This window comes from Ensifer sp. ENS06 (assembly GCF_014852205.1).
GTDB lineage: Bacteria > Pseudomonadota > Alphaproteobacteria > Rhizobiales > Rhizobiaceae > Ensifer > Ensifer adhaerens.
In genome coordinates, this window is record NZ_JACVBC010000007.1 from 104,316 (window position 1) to 120,037 (window position 15,722).

General features: G+C 62.4%; 16 protein-coding genes. 2 read left to right on the forward strand and 14 right to left on the reverse strand.

Features of this window, described 5'->3' with window-relative positions; all coding sequences use genetic code 11:
- Nucleotides 1-117: 117 nt before the first annotated feature.
- From IB279_RS23135 to IB279_RS23155, 5 genes are all read right to left on the reverse strand, one after another.
- Nucleotides 118-1,560: a M81 family metallopeptidase gene (locus tag IB279_RS23135; RefSeq protein ID WP_034799565.1), complete on the reverse strand. Its 1,443-nt coding sequence runs from the start codon at nt 1,558-1,560 to the stop codon at nt 118-120.
- Between the two features lie 11 nt (nt 1,561-1,571).
- The gene (locus IB279_RS23140) at nt 1,572-3,491 is read right to left on the reverse strand and encodes a beta-N-acetylhexosaminidase (protein ID WP_034799563.1); all 1,920 of its coding nucleotides are present in this window, start codon (nt 3,489-3,491) and stop codon (nt 1,572-1,574) included.
- A gap of 24 nt (nt 3,492-3,515) precedes the next feature.
- Nucleotides 3,516-4,292: an SDR family oxidoreductase gene (locus IB279_RS23145; RefSeq protein ID WP_034799561.1), complete on the reverse strand. Its 777-nt coding sequence runs from the start codon at nt 4,290-4,292 to the stop codon at nt 3,516-3,518.
- Between the two features lie 21 nt (nt 4,293-4,313).
- The gene (locus IB279_RS23150) at nt 4,314-5,177 is read right to left on the reverse strand and encodes a MurR/RpiR family transcriptional regulator (protein WP_034799558.1); all 864 of its coding nucleotides are present in this window, start codon (nt 5,175-5,177) and stop codon (nt 4,314-4,316) included.
- A gap of 72 nt (nt 5,178-5,249) precedes the next feature.
- On the reverse strand, nt 5,250-5,639 hold the full coding sequence (locus IB279_RS23155; protein WP_034799761.1) for a RidA family protein: 390 nt from the start codon (nt 5,637-5,639) through the stop codon (nt 5,250-5,252).
- A gap of 114 nt (nt 5,640-5,753) precedes the next feature.
- On the opposite strand from IB279_RS23155, the gene IB279_RS23160 reads away from it, so the two are divergent.
- Both IB279_RS23160 and IB279_RS23165 read left to right on the forward strand, forming a co-directional pair.
- The gene (locus IB279_RS23160; protein WP_192339850.1) at nt 5,754-6,251 is read left to right on the forward strand and encodes a hypothetical protein; all 498 of its coding nucleotides are present in this window, start codon (nt 5,754-5,756) and stop codon (nt 6,249-6,251) included.
- A gap of 122 nt (nt 6,252-6,373) precedes the next feature.
- On the forward strand, nt 6,374-7,849 hold the full coding sequence (locus tag IB279_RS23165) for a M81 family metallopeptidase (RefSeq protein WP_034799551.1): 1,476 nt from the start codon (nt 6,374-6,376) through the stop codon (nt 7,847-7,849).
- Nucleotides 7,850-7,884: 35 nt separating this feature from the next.
- Here IB279_RS23165 and IB279_RS23170 read toward each other — a convergent pair whose 3' ends face one another.
- The 9 genes from IB279_RS23170 to IB279_RS23210 all read right to left on the reverse strand — a co-directional run bounded on the left by IB279_RS23170 (nt 7,885) and on the right by IB279_RS23210 (nt 15,555).
- On the reverse strand, nt 7,885-8,238 hold the full coding sequence (locus tag IB279_RS23170) for a DUF1801 domain-containing protein (RefSeq protein ID WP_200949900.1): 354 nt from the start codon (nt 8,236-8,238) through the stop codon (nt 7,885-7,887).
- Nucleotides 8,238-8,642 carry a VOC family protein gene (locus tag IB279_RS37980; RefSeq protein WP_060518242.1) on the reverse strand — a complete coding sequence of 135 codons (405 nt, stop codon included), beginning with the start codon at nt 8,640-8,642 and terminating at the stop codon, nt 8,238-8,240. Before IB279_RS37980 ends, IB279_RS23170 begins: the two co-directional genes overlap by 1 nt.
- Before the next feature lie 55 nt (nt 8,643-8,697).
- Nucleotides 8,698-9,093 (reverse strand): VOC family protein, encoded by a 396-nt coding sequence (locus tag IB279_RS23180; protein WP_060518244.1) that lies wholly within the window; start codon nt 9,091-9,093, stop codon nt 8,698-8,700.
- A gap of 126 nt (nt 9,094-9,219) precedes the next feature.
- Nucleotides 9,220-9,996: a helix-turn-helix transcriptional regulator gene (locus tag IB279_RS23185; protein WP_113188847.1), complete on the reverse strand. Its 777-nt coding sequence runs from the start codon at nt 9,994-9,996 to the stop codon at nt 9,220-9,222.
- Nucleotides 9,997-10,148: 152 nt separating this feature from the next.
- Nucleotides 10,149-11,282 (reverse strand): ABC transporter ATP-binding protein, encoded by a 1,134-nt coding sequence (locus IB279_RS23190; protein WP_034799536.1) that lies wholly within the window; start codon nt 11,280-11,282, stop codon nt 10,149-10,151.
- 95 nt (nt 11,283-11,377) lie between these two features.
- On the reverse strand, nt 11,378-12,607 hold the full coding sequence (locus IB279_RS23195) for an ABC transporter substrate-binding protein (protein WP_034799533.1): 1,230 nt from the start codon (nt 12,605-12,607) through the stop codon (nt 11,378-11,380).
- Between the two features lie 38 nt (nt 12,608-12,645).
- A complete protein-coding gene (locus IB279_RS23200) occupies nt 12,646-13,503 on the reverse strand; it encodes a carbohydrate ABC transporter permease (RefSeq protein ID WP_113188848.1) in 858 nt (285 codons plus the stop codon).
- Entirely contained in the window at nt 13,500-14,384 is an 885-nt protein-coding gene (locus IB279_RS23205; protein WP_034799524.1) for a carbohydrate ABC transporter permease, read from the reverse strand. The genes IB279_RS23200 and IB279_RS23205 overlap by 4 nt, the downstream gene beginning before the upstream one ends.
- Nucleotides 14,385-14,397: 13 nt before the next feature.
- On the reverse strand, nt 14,398-15,555 hold the full coding sequence (locus tag IB279_RS23210; protein ID WP_113188849.1) for a Gfo/Idh/MocA family protein: 1,158 nt from the start codon (nt 15,553-15,555) through the stop codon (nt 14,398-14,400).
- Nucleotides 15,556-15,722 lie beyond the last annotated feature (167 nt).

A 15,722-nucleotide genomic window follows, 5' to 3' on the forward strand; every position in this document is an offset into this window, starting at 1 on the left:
AGGACGGTGTTATGCGGAAGGCTAAGGCGTTTCAGCGCCCATGCGCGTCGAACGACGCGCGGTGCTTTGAGGGAAGCCCCTACCCGAAACTCGGGTAGGAAATGTGCGAAGCATGTCTCAGGCGCCGCTCGACCAACGCGCCGAAAAGCGGGCGACGGGTTCAAAGGAAAAGTCCTGATCGAAGGGGTAGGCCGGCCGCTGACGGCGGAGGCTCGCGAGCCCTTGGATGTCCTGATTGACGACCCCTTCAGTCAGGGCCATCAGGTTGGGGTTGGCGATCGGCGCCAGTTCGGGCGACAGGTAGCCCGATTTGACGACGAGCAGCCGCACCGCCTCAGGGTCGAGGCCCAGCCGCCGGAAGTCCTCGATGTTGTGGTAGGGCCTGCGCCGTGCCGCGATAACGACATCGATCGCGCCGACCCGCACCACCGCCTGCCGCTCTTTCGCAGGCCCGGGATCATCCAGCGTGACGACCTCGGCCAGCATCTCCGCACGGGGGCTTGCCGGATCGAGGCTGCCGCCGATCTTGAGCATCAACGTTTCGCCGACCCCAGCGGCAAAGCAGGCTTCGACCGCCGGCAGGTCCGTGATGCCGGCGATCAACGCGCCCCGCCAGCCGCGGGCGAGCAGCGCCTTCAGCACGTCTGCGCGATCACCAACGCCGCCGCCGGTCGGGTTGTCGCCGGAGTCCGCAAGAATGATCGGCGTCGTCGTCGCCCGCTCGGCGATATCCAGCATTTCGTTGAGCGGTCCGGTGACCGGACCGAAGCGGAAGTTTCGACGTTCCGACCAGTAGCCCGCGGCAATCTCTTCCGCTGCCCGTTTGGCCGCCGCCCTGTCGGTGGCCGTTACGACCGCACAGGCGGTCGCCCGCGGCTCGTCGGCCCAGACGTAGCCCACCATCAGGTTGGCATCGAGAACGCCCGGCCGCTTATCGATCTCGGGCAGTTGCACGTAGAGCGACTTTGCCGGCTCGTCCTCGGTCGAGGTGCATTCGCCGGGAAGCAGGACCGGGACCGGTGCCCAGGCGATGCCCGGGCGCGTCCCGTCTCTCAGCGCAGATACCAGCATCGACCAGGCACGGGTCATGGTCTCCGGCGTATCGATATGCGGCGCGGTGCGGTAGGCGGCAAAAATATCGAGCTGGTCGATGATCTCCTGGCTGACATTGCCATGCAGGTCGTAGCTCGCCGCCACCGGGCAATTGGGACCGACGACAGCGCGGGCGGCGGAGATCCAGTCGCCTTCGGCGTCGTCCATCCCGTCGACCTTGATGGCGCCATGCATGGCGAGATAAAGCCCGTCGATCGGCAGCGCGTCACGCAGCATTTCGAGGAACTCGGCCTTGAAGGCGTCGTAGGTTGGGCGCGACACGGGGCCGCCGGGCACGGCGCGGGCATGCAAAAGCGGCAGATGCTCGACACCCTCGGCCTTCATGAAACTGAAGTACTCGGCGTCCAGCAGCGTTTGGCCGCGCAGAACGCGAAAATCTTCCTCTGTCATCAGAACAGGCGAATAGGTGCTGCATTCGGTATGGATGCCACCAACGGCGATGCGCATGAGCGTTCCTCTCAGAGGTTCGGGCTGAGCGGCGCGATGGCCGCAAAGCGCAGCCAGTCCTTCGCCGACTTCGGTGTCCATGCCGCCTCGGCGATCGCCGGAAGCCGCGGGAAGACGAGCCGGTTGAAGTAGCCGCGCGAAAGATAATGCTCGGACCAGATGCACGCCTGCACGCCTCTGAGGCGGGCCTTCAGCTCGTCCGGGAATTCGCCCTCGGCCTCGTAGCCGTAGGTGTGGGCGGGTGTCGCCGTGCCGGCCCAGCTTGCACCTGGCTCCTGCCAGGCATCGGCCTGCGCCATGTCGAGGTAATAGGCCTGGCCGGGGGTCATCACCACGTCATAGCCTTCGCGGGCGAGCTCGATGCCGACCTCCGGCCGCTCCCAGGCCATCAGCAGCGTATCTTCGGTCGAGACACCGCCGCCATGCGCCACTTCGTTCCAGCCGGCGAGCTTGCGGCCACGCGCCGTCAACATCTGCTTCACCCGCTTCAGGAAATAGGACTGCAGCGCGAAGGTGCCGGAGATGCCCTCCTGCTCCATCAGCTTCTTGGCCAGCGGCGAAGCGAGCCAAGAACCGTTCGCCACTTCGTCGCCGCCGATATGGATGTAGGCGCTCGGGAAAAGCTCGACCATTTCGTCGAGGACCTTCTCCAGAAACTCGTAGGTAAAGGCAACGGCCGGGTTGAGCGCGTTATTGGGATAGCCCTGAACCGAATGGTAGCTCTCCGGGGCCTCCTGACCGTCTGTCAGATCCGGCAGCGCCACCAAGGTCGCCGTGCTATGGCCAGGGATATCGATCTCCGGCACGACATCGACATGCAGCGCCGTCGCCTGCGCGACGATCGCCCTCACGTCCGCTTGGCTGTAGAAGCCGCCGACAGGCTCAGCGCCATTACCAAGCTGCGGCAGAAGCGGCTCATCCGGCCCGCGCAGGACGCCAAGCGTCGTCAGCTGCGGGTAGGCCTTGATCTCCAGGCGCCAGGCCTCGTCGTCGGTCAGGTGCCAGTGGAAAACGTTGAGCTTGAACCAGGCGAGAATGTCAATCAGCCGCGCCACATCCGCCGTCGGGTAGAACTGGCGGGAGACGTCGAGATGGCAACCGCGCCAGCTGTAACGCGGCGCATCCGAAATTTTGCCGCTCGCCGGAAAGCGGAACTTTTCCGGATGGTTGCGTGCCCCATCCAGAAGCTGGGCCAGACTGGTCAAACCATATTGCCGGCCGGCGCTGCCGCCAAAGCTAAGCCGGATTTCGGTCTCAGAGAGGTCGAGCCGATAGGCCTCAGCCTTAAGACCAGCGTCGGCGGTAAAGACAATCGCCCGCCCCTGCTTCGAGGCTGCCAGGCTGAAGGGGGCGTGGCCCGCAGGGAACAGCCGATGGTACATCGCCAGAACCGTATCGATGGCAGCGACATCCTCGCCCGTCGAGCCGACCGCCGGATAGAGCACCACTGGAAAACCGTCTCCAGGACGAAGCTCAAGCTTCGCTGGCCAGGGCTGCAACGCATAGGGCTGATCGAGCTTGCCGTCCGGTAGCCGCACCGGCGGCGGTTCACTGACGGCATTTTCAAGCAACAGATCGGAGACAGCGACCGGCACGTGACCACCATCGGCAAGCGTCAGATAGGCGGACTTGGCACCGTCGGTGCAGTGGCGCGCGTTGCGGTGCAGGCCGCTGACGGTGAAGGTCCAGCTCCCGCCGTTTTCGATCGTCAGCCCCGCAGGCGGCGCGAATTCGTGAAAATTGGCGTTACGGCGCAGGAACACGGCATTGTCGCAGGCCTTGGGATCGATCACCCGGGTGAGCGAGGTGTAGACGATCCTGAAGCCGGAAAGTGGCGCGCCGGAGAAATTGAACAGCGTGAAGGTAAACCGCCCGAACGGCCCGCCATCCGGCTGCCAGGACGCCTCGAGACGGTAGGAAACCGGGTGCATGCTCTTCCTCCAGAATGCTCTATGTCAGTAGTGGTTTGATTGCGAGAACGTGCGGGCCAACTCAGCCTGTCCGGCGGTCAGGCCGCAATCGACAGGCAGGCAGACGCCCGAAATGGCGGCCGCGAGCGGGCCTGCGAGAAAATGCACGGCATTGGCGACGTCATCCGGATTGACGATGCGCTGCAGCGGATACCAGCGGCGCGCCTCTTCGAAGACATCCGGGTTCGATGCCGCCCTCGCCTCCCAGGCCTGGGTGCGAACCGTGCCGGGTGCCACCGCATTCGAGCGGATGCCGAACTTGCCGTATTCGACCGCAATCAGCCGGGTCAGGTGCAGGAGCCCGGCCTTGGCGGCGCTATAGGCCGGATGGCCGAAGACGTTCATGCCGTTGACCGAGGCGATGTTGACGACCGAGCCGTGGGTCTCTTTCAGCATGTCCTCGACGGCGCGAAAAGTGAGGAAGGCCGCCTCGAGGTTCAGCGCATTGTCCATGCGCCAGATCTCCGGCGTCGTGTCGTGCAGGCTGACGGCACGGGCAGCACCAGCATTGTTGACGAGGGTGCGGACAGCGCCCTTCTCTGCGGCCTTCGCTGCCATCGCCGCCACGCTTTCGGCATTGGTGACGTCACAGGCGACTGCGACGAAGCGCTTGCCGTCGCCAAGCGCCCGCGCTGCCTTTTCGGCGGCCTCCGCATCGATGTCGACGAGCAGAACCACGTCATGGTCGTCGGCAAGCTTGCGGGCGATAGCACGGCCGATATCGCCGGCGGCGCCGGTGACGATCGCGAGAGATTGCGTCATGCGTTGACCTTTCGCGGCACGTCAGTCTCCGAGCAACTGGCGGTCGTCACCGTCGCGGTGGGTCACCAGCTGCTGTTTGATGCGCCGAAGTGTGGCTGTCGCCTGCGGCTGAACCCGATAAGCGACGAGACTGGAGAGGATGTCGAGCAGCGCCAGATAGGCGATGCGGGTGGAGGTGGGGCGGTAGATATTGTTGCCCTCCGGCAGATCGACCGGAACGGTGATGCTGGCAGCGGTGGCCACCGGGCTGCCGCTCTGCGTCAGCGCGATGGTCGGCACTTTCAGTTCGCGCGCAAGCGTGAAGGCGCGCACGAGTTCGGCGTTGCGGCCGGAAAAGGAGGAGCCGATCAGCACGTCCGTCGGCCGGGCCGCCGCCGTCATCATCAACTGCATGCTGTGATCCGAGCTCGATGTGATGCGCAGGCCGAAACGAAAGAGCCGGTTTTGAAGCTCGCCGGCGATCATCGACGAATTGCCGCCGGAACCAAAGGCGTAGATCATTTCCGCTGAGGCAATCCGCTCGACCGCCTGCTCGATCGCGGCGAGATCGAGCGAGCGATGCAGAAGAAACAGCGCGTTCTGCGACTTGGTGATGATGTCCTGGGCGACATCGCCGGTCTCCCGGCTCTTCGGCTCGGGCTTCAGGTAGCGCATGCCGATATAGGCGGTCCGCGCGAGCTGCACCTTGAAGTCGGAGAAGCTGTCACAACCCAACCGCCGACAGAAGCGGGTGACGGTCGGCGGCGAAACGTCCGCCTTGCTCGCGAGCTCGATGATGGAGGCGTTTACCGCGAACTCGAAATCGTTCAGGAGAATATCGGCGATGCGGTTTTCCGACTGGGAAAGCCGCCCCTTTTCTTCCTGCAATGTCGCGAAGATGTCCATCGCCCGCTTATGCCTTGCTTCGGATCACGAGTGAGAGCGGGATGCGGGCAGAAAACCGCTCCCGCTCCAGGATCAGCCTTCTTTCGGCTTATAGGCGACGCAGTCGATCTCGACCTTGCAATCGACCATCATCGACGACTGGACGCAGGCCCGCGCCGGCGGATGAGCACCGAAATACTCCTGGTAGATCTTGTTGAATGTCCAGAAATCCCTGGGATCGTCGAGCCAGACGCCGCAACGAACCACATGCTCCGGACCGTAGCCGGCTTCCGTCAGGATGGCCATCACATTGGCGATCGTCTTGTGGGTCTGGGGGATGATCCCGCCCTCGATGATCTCGCCGTTTTCCATGGCAACCTGACCAGAGACATAGAGCCAGCCGTCCGCCTCGACAGCGCGCGCGAAGGGCAAAGGTTTGCCGCCAGCGCCGACCTGTTCCGCACCATAGCGCTTGATCGTCATCATGAGCCTTCTTGCAAATTATTTTCTTTGATCGTTGACAAGTGACCATAGAAAGCCGAATTTGGCTAGCGAAAAACGCCATTCATGAAAAGAATTTCAATCCAGGGCGCGAATATGCGGGATCCTTTTCTCAATCCATTCCCCTCTTCCGATGCTGCACGCCACTCGATCTGGGAGATGCTGGTCTCCCGCGACATCACTGCCTTTCTGGCAGCCGACTGGTCGATGGTTGCAGACGATTTCGTCGGGGAGAGCTTCATCGGCATCGACGGCCGCCGCGAAACCAATCCGGACAATTGGCGGCTGACCTTCCCGTCGCTGGCCGCCTATCGCGAAGAGTGGCTGCGCCAGGCGCAGGATTTCGCGACACAGAGCTTCGCCGAAGACCCGCGCACGGCGATCTTCACCACGACGACGCTCGAGGACATCGAGATCAACGGTGACCAGGCGTTGGCGCGCAAGAAGTTCGATGGCAGCCTGAAGAAGAGGGACGGCAGCGTCGACATCCTGAAATGGCAGACGGTCTATTACTGCCGTCTGCACGAAGGACGCTGGAAGATTGCCGGCTTTACCGGCTACCTGCCGAACCCGATGGGCGCGGCTTCCGCGTAGTTTCCTGGATCGCCATGCATCCGGGAAAAATCATGCGCCAGACTTAGAGCCCGCAGCGACCTTAGCACATCCGGCCGGATGAGCGGCGCTGCAGGCGTGACGCAATAGAAAAGGCAACGGCATTGCGGATCTTCACAGCGGCGCTTGCGACCGAGACCAATACCTTCTCCCCGATCTGCATCGACCGCCGGGCCTTCGAAGCCTCGCTCTACGCCCCGCCGGGAGAACACCCGGAAACACCGACGCTTTGCACGGCGCCGATCACCGTCGGCCGGCGCGTCTGCGTTGAGAAGGGCTGGGAACTGATTGAGGGAACCGCGACCTGGGCGGACCCGGCTGGCCTCGTCAACCGCGAGACCTATGAGGGCCTGCGCGACGAGATCCTCGGCCAGTTGCGCGCCGCCATGCCCGTCGATGCCGTGGTGCTCGGCCTGCACGGCGCCATGGTCGCCGACGGCTACGAAGACCCCGAAGGCGACCTGCTGACGCGCGTCCGTGCGATCGTCGGTCCCGATATCCTCGTCTGCGCCGAGCTTGATCCCCACAGCCACCTGACGGCCAACCGCGCCGCCGCATCGAACTTCTTCGTCTACTTCAAGGAATTCCCGCACACCGACTTCGTCGACCGCGCGGAGGACCTCTGGAAGATCGCTGTCGACACGCTCGAAGGCCGCATCACGCCCGTCATGTCGATCTTCGACTGTCGGATGATCGACGTCTACCCGACATCTCGCGATCCGATGCGCTCCTTCGTCGACAAGCTGATGCGGATCGAGAAGGAAGACGCAGACGTGCTTTCGCTCTCCGTGATCCACGGCTTCATGGCCGGCGACGTCCCGGAAATGGGAACGAAGCTGCTCGCCGTCACCGACGGCAAGCCGGAGAAAGGCGCGAGCCTCGCACGGGAATTGGGTCTGGAACTCTTCTCCCACCGCGGCACCTTCATCATGCCGCAGATCGACGAGAGGCAGGCGGTGGATGAGGCACTCGCAGCAACCAAAGGTCCCGTCGTCATCGCCGATGTCTGGGACAACCCGGGCGGTGGTACGGCCGGCGACGCGACAGTTCTGCTCGAAGAACTGCTGGCTCGCGGCGCAACCGACGTTGCGGTCGGCACGATCTGGGACCCGATGGCGGTGCAGATCTGCATGGCGGCCGGCGAAGGCGCCGACATCCCCTTGCGCTTCGGCGCCAAGTCGGCACCGGGAACCGGCAATCCGGTCGATGGCACGGTCAAGGTGGTCAAGCTGGTGCGCGACGCCGAGATGCGCTTCGGCGAGAGCTTCGCCCCCTTCGGCGATGCGGCCCACATTCGCTTCAAAGGCATCGACATCATCCTCAACTCGACCCGCGCGCAGAGCTTCGATCCAAGCCTGTTTTCGGTGATGGGCATCGACCCGACAAGCAAGAAGATCCTGGTCATCAAGTCGACCAACCACTTCTACGCCTCGTTCTCCAAGATCGCGTCCGAAATCCTCTATTGTTCGGCCGGCACGCCTTACCCGAACAATCCCGCCAAGACCGACTACAAGCGCGCGCCGAAGAACATCTGGCCGAAGGTCGACAACCCGCACGGAACCGAGAAGGGCGCGGCCTGAGGTTTGCGGCACCGTCGCCGGGCGCAACCGACCCTTCAGCGATCGGCAGCCTCGCGAGCCATCTTGATGTATAGCGCGACTTGTTTCTCATCTATATCCGCCGGGCCCAGGAGCTTGATGTGGCGGCGAAGCTTGCCTGAACCCTCCAGGACGGCATGTGGATCGGGCAAAGCGGCGCCCCGGCTAAACTCCAGCGTCACGTGTTGGGCGTAGGAAAAGACGCCGCAGAAGCTGTCCTTGGACGAAAACAGGATGCCGCCATACTTCACCTCTTCGGTGACTGCGGGGCCCGAGGCGAGCGCGATCTCCCGTAGTCGGGTGACGATCACGAACTGATCGCCGCGATGAAGCTCGATCTCCCGCAGAAGGGTCTGGATCCGGTCATCCATCATGCCGCACCCGAAGCGATGACAAACGGCTTGAACTCCGGCGCGGGTTCGCGATTCGAGTAAATATAGAGCAGGACACCGTTCGGATCCTTTACGGCGAAGCCACGATCTCCCCATGGGTGATCCTCGATCGGCAACGCCGGGGCAAGGCCTGCTGCCCTGATCCGGCTATACTCGCCGTCGACGTCTGCGACGCAGAAATTGTAGGTGAGGCCTTCGGTGTTGCACACAGGCTGCCCCTGTTGCGGTTCCATGAACTGGAGGGACAGGCCTTGGCCGAGTTCCAGGCTGATGTACCAGCTGCAGTCAAACGTCAGCCGTGCGGCGAAATATGTCTGATAGAAGTCTCGCGACGCGCCGATCTGGTTGGTCGTGATGCAGGGCGAGGCAGTGGTCGGGCGCACAGGCGGGCTCCTCCTGAGTCATGGCGTTCGTGGGTTGCGTGGTCGGGCCGGGCGGCTAAGCGGGCGTGGCGGAACAGAGTTCGACAAGGCAGCCGTTGAGATCGCGAACATAGCCCACCACTTGCCCCCACGGCTTTTCTTCCGGCGGCTTCACCGGCGATGCTCCGGCCGAAACAGCCTTTTCATAGGCCTGGTGCGGCGCCGAGCAGACCAGCGCGATTTCGAACCCGGCGGCAAGATCGCTCCTGCGGTTCGCGCGAACAGCAAAACCATTCAGCTCCGCCATGGTTTCGCTGGCAAAGGCCAGAGCCGTCTCACCCGTCTCCATCTCCGCATAGAGGCTGCTTTCGTGTACGAACCTGCGCTTCAGACCAAAGGCAGCCTCATAAAACGAGACCGTTGCCGGCACATCGGGAACATAGAGGATTGTGTATCCGAAACGGACGGCCATGGTTCGTCTCCAAGGGTTGCTCGCCGCCGAAGTCGGCAACGCGCTAAGCGCGCTACCCGAAGCAGCGCGAACGGTTACGGGCGATCATCATTCATTGCCAGGCTCTGATCTTGAACAATTCGGACATCAGTCCGAGATCGTCACCAGTGTGACTTCGGGCAAGCGCGCCGGCGAGAACCCGCCCAGCCGCCGGAAGACCCGGGTCATGTGGGATTGGTCGGCGAAACCGGCTTCGAACGCGGCATCCGCAGGACTGAGATGGTGATCCCGCAACAGCCGCAAGGCGCGATGGAACTGGATGATGGCGGCAAACGCCTTCGGCGTGAGCCCAGTTGCGCGAAGGAGAACGCGTCTGGCGGTGCGCTCGGAGACACCGTGCATCGCGGCAAGCTCGGCGATGCGCAGCCGCCCGCCCGAGGCGTGCAGCGCGCTTATGATGTTGCGGCCGAGCGGCGCCACTTCAAAGTCGCTCTCGGCATCACGCTTGCGGACAAACCGCACCAGGCGGCCGGCAAGCTCCTGCTGGTCCGATGCCGGCACGCAAAGGGCGGCCATGTCGGGCCATTGACCCAGAGCCGCTGCGCCGATCAGGGCGTCACCGTGCAACCGGATCGGCTCCAGGCCCAGAATTTTCTGGAAATGGCCAGGTCGCAGGCGCACGCCGACGAAGGCGGCGCCGGGTTCCAGCGGAACATCGTAATAGCCCGTGGTTGGACCGGTCACGATCGGCGTCAGCTCGCGGAGTGGCAGGGCGTTCAGCGCAAATCGGAGGATGATGTCGCATCGCCCATCCGGCAGGACCCGGTAGCTGCCCTCGTTGCGACTGACAGACGCCCAGACGACTTCGATCCCGGCATTGGCGTCGGCCAGATGGGGAAGTTCCGTATAGCGGCCAAGCGTCATGATGCTCTATCCAAGTGCGCTTGATCGCCTTTGAATAGAGGGCGTCGGCGACCGGCAATCCTTACAGGTAGAGCTGCCGGATATCCAGCCACAACGGCCAAACACTGGCCGCGCCCTGATTGGCCGCGACCATGATCCTGGCTTCGACGACGTCAGGCAGCCGCGGGGTCGAGCACGCCCATATCGATGTCGGTCAACTCGACGCGACGTTCGAGCGCGAGGCCAGCCTCGTCGAACAGGTGGCAATCGACTGCCTTGATGCCTGTCTGGATGGTCTCCTCCGGTCGCACAGCTGCTGTTCCCGGCAGCATGGCACAGAAGTTCTCGCCCTCACCACCGATAGCCGCATAGGCGACCGTATGGGCGCCGAGCCGTTCGATGACCGTTGGCGTCACCTTGAGGGTCAGGTCGCCGGACCCGAGCATGATGTGCTCCGGCCGCACGCCAAGCGTCAGCGTGCGCCCGGCAAGGCCGCTTTGCGGGGTGACGGGGATGACCGCCGTCTGCCCCTTGTAGTCGACCTCGACGCCGGCATCGCTGACGCCCTTGCAGGTGACCGGCAGGAAGTTCATCTTCGGGTTGCCGATGAAGCCGGCAACGAAGGTGTTGGCAGGCTTGTGGTAGAGCTCCAGCGGCGCGCCCGTCTGGGCAATCTCACCGGCATTGAGAACGACGATCCGGTCCGCCATCGTCATCGCCTCGACCTGGTCGTGCGTGACGTAGATCATCGTTGCTTTCAGTTGCCGGTGCAGTTTCGCCAGTTCGATGCGCATGTCGGCCCGAAGGGCCGCATCGAGGTTTGAGAGCGGCTCGTCAAAGAGGAAGATCTTCGGCTCGCGCACGATCGCCCGCCCGATCGCGACACGTTGGCGCTGGCCGCCCGAAAGCATGCCCGGCTTCTGCTGCAGCCGCTGGTCCAGGTGCAGGATGCGCGCGGCATGCTCCACCTTGGCTTTCAATTTCTCCTCGGCCATCTTTTCCACGCGAAGCGGAAAGGCGATGTTCTCGAAGACCGACATGTGCGGATAGAGCGCGTAGGACTGGAAGACCATGGCGATCCCGCGCTTGACCGGCGGCAGATCGTTGACGCGCTTGTTCTCGATCAGGATGTCCCCCGAGCTGGTCTCGTCGAGACCAGCGATCATCCTGAGCAAGGTCGACTTGCCGCAACCGGAGGGCCCGACGAAAACGACGAACTCACCGTTCCTGACTTCGAGATCGATGCTTTTCAGCACCTCGAACGTCCCGTAGAATTTCTGAACCCGATTGAGATTGAGCTGTCCCAAGAAACTGTCTCCGGCCACCGGCGAGAAGCGGCTCATTTATAGCAGAGTTAGGTGGGGCCGCGAACCGATCTTGTCGGCGCGCGGCCCCGGTGGCCTTACTTGTACTCTTCGAGGCTGGAAGCCGCCTTCTTCAAGGCGTCGGCCGGCTCGGCCTTGCCGGTCACGACCGACTGAACCATCTCGATGATGACGTTCTGGAAGCCCTTGTAGTCGGTAAAGAGCGGCTCGGGACCACCATAGGTGATGCCGTCGATGAACGGCTTCCAATAGGGATCCTTCTTGACGAACTCATCGACCATCGGCGACGGACGCAGCGGCGTCAGGCCGGCGCCGCCCTGAAGCTCGTATTCGCCCTGCGGTCCTGGCGAGGTGATGAACTTGGCGAATTCGATCGCCTTCTCCTCAACGCCCGAGCCCTTGAAGATCGCCAGGCTGTCGGTGATGAGCAGCGTGCCCTCGCCCTTTGCTTCCGGGCCGAGCGGCAGCGGTGCTACGCCCCAGTTGACCTTGGTTTCCTTCAGGCGCGTTGCGGCACCCGAGCCCGCCTGGATCATGCCGACCTTGCCGTCAAGGAAGATGGCGCGGATTTCGTTCTGTTCGTAGGCGGTGGCGCCTTCAACAGAGAAAGGCGTGATGTCCTTGTAGGCCTGCAGCGCTGCGAGCACCTGCGGGCTGTCGATGACGATCTTGTCGCCGTCGATGACCTTGCCGTTGTTGGTGTACACCCAGTGCATGAACTGGTGCATGGTGTTGTCGAAGGTCTTGGCCGGCAGGCCGTAACCGGCAATGCCGGTCTTTTCCTTGATCGTCTTGGCGAATTCGATCTCTTCAGCCCAGGTTTTCGGCGGCGTTTCCGGATCGAGGCCGGCCTGCTTGAACAGGTCCTTGTTCCAGTAGAGCGCCTTGGTCGAGAAGGCGATCGGAACGCCCCACTGGTTGTCGTCGAAGGTCACGGTATCGACGATGTTGGGGTAGTAGGTCTTCTTTTCGTCGTCCGTCATCGGCACGGGAACGATAAGGTCGTTCTGTGCAAATTCCTTCAGCGTGCGCGACCCGACATAGGCCATGGCGACCGGTGTGCCGGCGGCGGCAAGGGTCGTTGCCTTGTCCTGGCACTGGGCCCAGCCGACGACTTCAGGCGTTACCTTCCAGCCCGGGTTCTTCTCTTCCCACTGCTTGATGTACTTCTGGTGGACCGCATCCATGGTGTCGCCGCAGTAGATCCAGCTGATCTCCTGGTCGGCCGCCTTGGCGGTCACGGCGCCCAGCGCGGTCGAGCCGAGCAGGGCAAGGGCGAGCACCCCCGTCTTGAATTGAATAGACACGTTTTTATGCTCCCGTTCTCTGGTGGTTGACTTAAGTCTTATTGTTTCACCGCGCCCGCGGTGAGCCCGCTGACGAGATAGCGTTGCAAGAGGAAGATCACGACGACGGCCGGCGCGATGCCGACGAAGCTTGCCGCCATCAGTTCGTTCCAGACCACCTCCTGGCGTCCGAAATAGGCAAACAGCCCGACGGGAAGCGGCATGTATTCGCTCTTGGAATTGAAGGTCAGCGCGTAGATGAACTGCTGGGCATAGGCACCGATGAAGGTGGTGATCGCCACCACGGTGATGCCGGGCATGGCGATCGGCAGGATCACCCGGCGCAGCGTATAGAAGTGGCTGGCGCCGTCGACGAAGGCGGCCTCGTCCAGTTCACGCGGGATGCGCATCATGTAGGTGCGCAACAGCCAGATCGCCGACGGGATCAGGAAGGCAACGCCCGGCACGATCATGGCCAGATAAGTGTTGAGGACGCCGAAGGTGCGCATCAGCCGGAAGAGCGGGATCAGCAGCACCGCGCCCGAAAACATGTTGACGGCAAGGAATGCCCCCAAAAGCACGCCGGCGCCACGGAAGTTGAAGCGGGCGAAGGCATAGGCAGCGGGTATGACCAGCACCAGCACGATGGCCGTGACGATGGTGGAGATGAAGAAGGAATTGAAGATGTAGCGGGCAAAGCCCGGCACGCTCTCCCACATCGTAAAGTAGGCGGCGAACGAGCCGTTTTCCGGCCAGAAGCGATAGGGTGACGAGAACAGCAGCCCGAGCGGCTTCAGCGACACCAGAAAGCCCTCGACGAAGGGCGCCAGGATAAAGCACAGGAACACGAAGATACCGGCATAGATTCCGACAAGCTCGAACCAGCGGTAGCGATTGATCAGGGCAGGCTGGCTCATTTCTGTTCCCCCTGAGAAAGGCGGCTCGTCACCCGGAAATAGGCAAAGCAGAAGATCGACAGGAAGATGCAGATCAGCACGGCGCGCGCTGCCCCTTCGCCATACTTCTTCGACCCGATCGCGGTGCGATAGGTGTCGATGATCATCGTCGTCGTCTCACCGTTGGGTCCACCCTGGGTGAGGATCCAGATGATATCGAACGAGTTGAAGGTCGCGATCAGCGACAGCATCGACATGGTGATCAGCGACGGCACGAGCAGAGGCAACGTGATGCGGCGGAAGCGATAGAAACGCCCTGCCCCATCGGTCCACGCGGCCTCATAGAGATCCTGCGGGATCGCCTGCATGGCTGCCAGCATATAGAGCGTCACTAGCGGCACGCCGATCCACACGTCCGTGATGATCGTCGCCCAGAAGGCAGTCTCTCCGCGGGCGAGGAAGGCGATCGGCCCGTTCGACAACCCCATGTTCTGCAGCACGCCGGAGATCATCCCGAACTGGCCGTTGTACATCCAGCCCCACATGAAGATGCCGATGGCCATCGGCACGATCCATGGCGGCATGGTGAGCAGGCGGAAAAGCGCCCGGCCGGGCACGGCCGCGTTCAGCATCGTTGCGCCGAAAACGCCGATGATCATCTTGATCGACACCGAAAAAAACGTCCAGATGAAGGTCCGGAAGATGACCTCGGCGAAGGTCTCGTTGAAGATCTTGTCATAGTTGGTCCAGCCGACCCAATTGGTCGTCTTCTTCAGCGACGCGTCCGTAAACGACAGGATGAAGGTGTCGACCAGCGGATAGGCGACGATCACCGTGACGTAAAGAACAGCAGGAAGAAGCAGGATCCAGGCGAAGATGACTGTGCTGCGTTGAACACTCATCCGTCGCCTCCCCTTACGCCGCGCGGGAATGCAGGGCTTCGTCGAAACGGTCCCATATGGGCCGGAGGTCTATGACGCTCTTCTTGCGCCGAGCCTCGTCCATGGAGAGCGCCAGAATGCCGGCTTCCAGCGCATCGCGCGTCGAAACCGGCAGAGGTCGGCCGTCGCGGACGTGGCCGATGATGTCGGTTGCCATCTGCTCGTCGGCACCATAGTGCTGCGACAGTTCGGTGGCCTTGTACTTGTTCTCGATGACCTTCTTGCCGGTCAGCATCTCGTGCACGTCGAAGTAACCGCGGATGAAATCGCCCTCGGCCATGCCGCGCGAGCCCATGATGCAGAAGCGGCGGAACTGATCCGGCACGTTGAGATTGGTGTGGAAGTTCATGCCGACGCCGTTGGCGTATTCGACGATCGCCACCTGGTAGTCGATGATGTCGCCGTCGCTGTCGAAGACCTTGTCGGACCCCATCCAGCCGCTCGGCTTGCGATGGAAGAGTTCGAGGTCGTTGATGCCTTCGCGGGCCGGGTCGTTGGCAGGGATGAAGCTCTTGCGGCCGCCGAAGCTTGCGACGCGTTCCGGCCGGGCTCCGACGACGCCATTGTAGAGGTCGAGGTCGTGGCAGCATTTCTCCAGCATAAAGCTGCCGGAATAGCGCTCGTAGCGGCGCCAGTCGCGCATGAAGAAGGCGCCATGGTAGGGCTCGATGTGCTCGGAAGCCTCGATCGAGACCACCTGCCCTAGCTTGCCTTCGGCAAGCGCCTGGCGGAGGTCGCGGTACATCGGCGCGTAGCGCAGCACGAGACCGACCATCAGCCGCTCATGGCCAAACTTCGCCATCAGCGCTGCGAGTTCCAGGCTTTCCTGGATCGTGGTGACGATCGGTTTTTCGCTGAAGACCTTCAGGCCGGCTTCAAGGCCGATCCGGATGTGGTCGAGGTGCATGTGGTTGGGCGAGCCGATCATCAGGAGATCGAGCTTCTCGTTGGCGATCAGTTCTTCGGGCGTCGCGTAGGCCTTGCCAGGCGAGATGCCTTTTTCGGTGAGCGTGGCCAGACCGGCCGGGTTCGGATCGACGTATCCGGCGATTTCGAAGCTCTCGTTCATGGCCTTGAAGACATAGCCGAGATAACCCAAACGGAATCCGAGTCCGATGATGCCAACTTTCATGCTCGTCCTGTTCCCCTGCCTTTTGGCGTAATTTATTTTCGCAGACTGGGACAGTTTTTTCAGGCCGTCAACTCAAATCCGCATATTTTGTAAAATTGTGAAATTCATTTTCATATCTCAGGCAAATGCCGACAAAGCAGGCATTCTACAGACAACCAAGAAGGGTG